Source organism: Cecembia sp. (genome assembly GCF_007126775.1).
In the GTDB taxonomy this organism is placed as follows: Bacteria; Bacteroidota; Bacteroidia; order Cytophagales; family Cyclobacteriaceae; genus Cecembia.
Map to the genome: position 1 here is coordinate 1 of NZ_SLAP01000114.1, position 5,289 is coordinate 5,289.

Annotated in this window: 6 protein-coding genes; all 6 read right to left on the reverse strand. The window is 37.6% G+C overall.

The genetic code is table 11. The features are described from left to right. Positions 1-581: 581 nt before the first annotated feature. Positions 582-1,697, reverse strand: a complete 1,116-nt coding sequence (locus tag QZT73_RS07810) for a hypothetical protein (RefSeq protein WP_291787518.1) — start codon at positions 1,695-1,697, stop codon at positions 582-584. A gap of 219 nt (positions 1,698-1,916) precedes the next feature. Further along, on the reverse strand, positions 1,917-2,609 hold the full coding sequence (locus QZT73_RS07815; protein ID WP_291787519.1) for a hypothetical protein: 693 nt from the start codon (positions 2,607-2,609) through the stop codon (positions 1,917-1,919). Continuing rightward, entirely contained in the window at positions 2,596-3,285 is a 690-nt protein-coding gene (locus QZT73_RS07820; RefSeq protein ID WP_291787520.1) for a hypothetical protein, read from the reverse strand. Before QZT73_RS07820 ends, QZT73_RS07815 begins: the two co-directional genes overlap by 14 nt. A gap of 77 nt (positions 3,286-3,362) precedes the next feature. Continuing rightward, a complete protein-coding gene (locus QZT73_RS07825) occupies positions 3,363-4,067 on the reverse strand; it encodes a hypothetical protein (RefSeq protein ID WP_291787521.1) in 705 nt (234 codons plus the stop codon). Continuing rightward, positions 4,064-4,738 (reverse strand): hypothetical protein, encoded by a 675-nt coding sequence (locus QZT73_RS07830; RefSeq protein ID WP_291787522.1) that lies wholly within the window; start codon positions 4,736-4,738, stop codon positions 4,064-4,066. The genes QZT73_RS07825 and QZT73_RS07830 overlap by 4 nt, the downstream gene beginning before the upstream one ends. A 67-nt stretch (positions 4,739-4,805) precedes the next feature. Next, positions 4,806-5,289: hypothetical protein (locus QZT73_RS07835; protein WP_291787524.1), on the reverse strand; the 484-nt coding region annotated here is incomplete at its 5' end.

The window sequence follows — 5,289 nt, forward strand, 5'->3', positions numbered from 1 at the left end:
AAGGTCCGTGGGTTGAAACCCACGGTTATTATGTAGTTCGTCCCTCTGGGACTACTTTAGAAGTTGATGTTTAGTTTATGAGTAAGTGGATTTTCTATCATCAAGAGCCCTCATCTTCGACCTGTTTTTTTGTGCAGTATATCGTTCGTCCCTCTGGGACTAATGGGGTCTTTGTGCCAGATCCCAGGGTTAAAACCCTTTGTTATCATGTCGATCGTCACTCTGGGACTGATGGGGGCTCCTTGTTTGCTTTGACAATGGGTTGAAATTAATGGTAAATAGATCATGAGTTCCACTGGAACTTTTTAGGCAGGGATGTTTTGGGAAGATGAATTGTCGCTCAGGGTGATATGTTTATCCTTGGGTATGTTAATGGTGGAGAGTTTTTAATTTTTAGCCAATTTTGAGAAAGGTAGAAAAAAGGGAAAAAGCTCCGTAGGAGCGCTCGATATAATAACCACGGCTTTCAAGCCGTGGCCGATAATGGTTTGGAATAGCAAAAGTGCCGTAGGCACGGACGATTTATTCAGGGTCTTATCCATTATATCCCTGTGATGAATTCTAAACTTGAATAACAGCAATTACTCCTTGAAAAAACCAACCTTTGCCCATTTCTTTCTCAGTACAGGAGTTGTCTCTGTGAAAAATGCCATTCGCATCACCAATTTTTCTACCATGATTTCATGGGGACCACTTGGCAGATCAGCAATTGGAATATGAGTTTCGTAAACACGCTGATTGGATTGGTCCAAAATCACATTGTTCCATTTGGGCATTTGGTAAACAGAATCATCTATGCTTATCCTGTAAAGGTCAGGAGCAATTGATAGTTCTTGCCAACCCAATGTGTCTAAAGTTGTCGAAAACGGTCCGTTCAATAATTGGAGATATTTTTCATCCTCACCATAATAGGCAATCTGGAGCCTAAGGTAATCACTATCAGTTATGTCAGAAGGTATCATTACTCTTCCAAACCTCTGGCTTGGATCTCTTTGGTCTTCATAATACCAGCTTTTCTTGGGCCACTCTAATTGGCTTTCGTTTAAACCTACTTCCTGAAAAAACATGGTGAAGTTTTGGGTGTCTTTTACCACAAAAGGCACGGCAATCAATATGATCAATAACTGATACAATTGGAATTTCCATTTACCTATATTGCTAACATAGGTCGCCCCCAGGGTACTCATAAGATTTTTGGCTTTTGGTGTCCCCTTGTAAAATTTTTTATAAAAAAATTGGGCTAGGCTTAACAATAATGCCGAAAGAATAAAAATAATATATACGATGAAAAAACTGATGTCAAAAACTCTGTATACTGCCAAAAGCAGAAGCAAAAATAAGGTAAGTGGAATAAAAATAAAGGCTAAGTAAACTGGTATTCCAAAAAACAGGCTGCAGATTCTTTCAAGTTTCATGGTCCATTCATTGAGGTCACCGAATGTAATTCCTTTCAAAGTTTTGGGTAAGTTGTCGTCAATGACTCCTTTCGGAAAAGCGTAGCTGACCCCTAGTAACCCTGTCCAGATAAATCGCAATGCCAAATGGGTAATTAAAAAAACTTTGAAAACATTCAGTACAAATGAACTATACATCAAAGTGAGCAGCCCTCCAATATAATTTATTCCCCAATCTTGTATAAGCTTGGCCGAAAACTCATACAGATCCCTGGGGAAAGCCAGGATAAAAGCTAAAGTCAAGCCCGAAATGATGACCTCAGGATTCCAACTATTTTTTTGTAATTTTCTAAATCATGAAAGATCTGTGTTTTCTTTTTCCATAAATGAGCAAATAAACCAATGATAAAAAACTGAGGATGTGAGATTTTGTTATCTAATTTGATTGGATTGGTATAAAGAAAAGAATATTATTTGTCAAATACATGGGTTAAATACAAAAAAATATTTTATGCGAAATGTTCAACTTTCCCCATAAACCTGAATCAAAGCCTCTGTATCCGCTATACTTCTATCCAAGACCCTTGGCAAAATAAATATGCTGATGAAAAGAAAGACTATCGCTGTCAGAATTGACCCAATTAAAATCTTTGCAAATAAGCCCTCTTGTGACCCTTCTTGTCGGTAAACAAAATTATGTCCATAGAGACACATGAGTACCCCAAAATTGGTCATTTGGAAAACGGAGTTGGAAGCCATGTAGGAGGCATACTTTTTATACTTTTTGTGGGTTTTCCAATATCGGATAACTATCCATATAAATGAAAAGAATAAGAATCCAATCATCATCAGGATCCACGCTTTGGAATCCTCCAATAATGCGGAGGATTGGAAAAAGATAACAAGCAATCCCAATGGAAAGATAATCCTGTAGCTGGTAAAGAGTTGCTTGAGTTCATTCCAATAGTAGCCCCAAAGCCTTTTTTCAATCATCTTTTTGTAGGACTCTTCTAGCGCCGAAAATCCAAAAATCCCAAAGGAAGCATGCACTTTTTGGAAAGCATCGGGTAGGGTCAGCTTTGGGTTACTCTCCATCAACTCTTCCACTTTACAGGCCACATGGTCCAGGATTTCATACTGTACATCAATCTCGGGATAGCCCTTGTAGGAAATCAGTTTTTTGAGTTGCTCGATTTGCTCTTTACTTAACTTCATACAGGAAAGGTTTAAGTTTGGTTTGGTAGACCATTAAGAGTCCTCTGTTCGCTAGGAGTAACATAAATAAGATGGCTGTGGTAGTGGCAGGGTTTGAAGTAAGTACATCAAAAATGCTTTCAAAATCATTTAACTGCTTGATAGTAAATAGGAAAATTCCCCATCCAAATAGATGCGCACCAATCAGTACATTGAACGCATCCCTTCTGCTACTGTATAGTCCTTTTCCCTTCAATTCAGGAGCTTTCTCTCCAAAGGTATCTTTGGTATGGTATGTCCAGGCATTAAACAATATTGGAAGTAAAATAAGGATTAAAAACAGAGGTACCATTAGTGCGCTATACAATGAAAAACTAAATCCCATAACTGTTGCTATGGCTAACAACAAGAGATGGCTCAGGATATTTTTAGGAGTTAAAGAAAAAATACTTCTGACAAAACAAGAAGCAAACTCTAAACTTAGCGCATTCTCATGTTTAAATCTGATTTTGAACAGCTTCCATCCGGTCCAGTTCTCTTTTTCTTTTTCCCAAAAGCTATAGACATCCTCAGTTCCTGATGCTTCATAGGCACACAGGATATGATCAAGAATTTCAATATACAATTCCTCACTATGGATCGGGAGTTCAGTTGTCTTTTTTTCTAGGTATTGAAGGTCTTTTGGAGAGATTTTCATAGCAGTCGATTTTTACTTTTTTCTTCTATTTTGAGCCAACTTTATCTTAAGATTAGAACTTGCAATATTTCCAAATACTACGCAGTCTCATAAAGTCTTTGAAGCATGTGAGCTCTTTCAATACTATGGTCAATGCTTTTTCTAATACTTAAGAGGAGAGAGAAGGTAATGAAAACAATGCTGATAGATATCCAATGATCCTTACCCATTGATGCTATGTTCCACCATTGTATTTCATTAGAATGCCATAATAAGATATAAGCAACATATAAACCTATGTATAAAAGGACTGCAAAGGGTGAACTTTGCTTGACAGCAGCATATTGATGGTAGTTTCTTAGTCGTCTCCAGCTTCTTACTGTAATGAGTTGCAAGAGGATGAGAAAAATACCTACAGCAAATAGATAACTTCCGGTATAGGTGTTTCCAAGGAACAGTTGATTTATGAATGCTAAGCCTAGGAACAGCGCAGTTAATCCGAAGGGAAGGATAATCCTCCAACTGGTCCAAATAGTTACAAGTGCTTCCAAGGTGAATTTGGTAGCCTTTTGTTGAATGGATTTTTCATAGGACTCCTCCAAACCCGAAAACCCAAAAATTCCAAAAGAAGCATGGACTTTGGTAAAGGCTGCTTCCAAGGAGAGTTTGGGGTCTTGCTCCATTAACTGCTCAATCTTGCATGCCACATGGTCTAAGATCTCGTATTGCACATCGATGGCTGTATAGCCTTTGTGCGAAATCAGTTGCTTGAGCTGATCGATTTGGTCTTTGGTTAATTTCATAGCTTGATCAGTTTTAGAGTTTTAAGGTTGATAGAATTAAAAATTACCCAACAAAAAGCCAGTAGAATAATACTAAATAAAAGCAGAAAAAAGGGAGTTAAATAAGCGTATGTTGTATTTTCCAGTACTTTTGGAAGTAGTTGAGCCAATAAATTGGTGATCCCAAAAATGAAAAGATGGGTACCAAAAAATTGTTGGGCCAATACGTACTTAGGTTTGTGGACGCTTGGATCCAATGACCATGTAAATCCATACTTGGTTTTATTGAAGTAGATGGAAAATCCTACCAATGAAAATAGGACTAAGGCAGAAACTATGTAAGTGCCTTCCGGGCCTGTAAACTGAAAAACAGGGATAAATAGTAAACCCACGAACAATAATATGCCTAGTTTTTTCCAGCCCAAAGTCCAGATTTTATAGCTTGAGCGAGCGGTCAATAAGAACTCCTTCCAAGCAGATTTTTCTAATTCTTTTTCCAAGCCCTTGATAACAGACCAAGAAAAAGTATCGTCCAGTTCTTCTTTCTTTTCTAAAAATTCCTTTACTGAAACCTGCTCTAAAGCCGAGATATAATGGTCCAATAACTCATCATAGATTTCTTGATAAGCGATCAAGCAACGATCGAGTCGGGCTTTGATGGTTTGGGTTTCAGTTTCAGTAAGCGTTCTCATGGATTTTCAGAATACCTTTTAAAGTGATTTTGGCAGAGTTTTTTTGAATTCTTTGTTCTTTCAATCGTTAATGAGTTAATGGTAAGGAATGCTGCTTGATTGCGATGTAAATTAATAGAGCTATAGATGGGACAATAAAAGCATAACCAATAATCAGTACTTGACTAGGTTCTTGATAACCATGGTAGTGAAGCATAAACGAGGGGACTAGCAAAACAAAGTTCATTAAATTAAAATAGAACAAATGCTTTTTGAACGCTGCTTCATGGATTGCCTTTTTCGCTTTGTTTTGTACCAACAAAAAAGGAATGTTTTGTGAGGCATAGGCTGCAAAAGCAAGTAGGGCAAAAACCATCAGTAGTGTGAGATTGGCAAAGGAATGAAAGCCCATGAAGCAATACAGGCTGTAATTCAACGCCAAAAGCAAGGCAAGGATACCTATTGTTAATTTGTTGAAATTCTGTAATGATATTTTTGTAAGTAATAGCTTGTCTAAATCTCTTGTTGCCAGTGTTACTTGTTGCTTTTCCATTTGACGAATGGTGGACCAG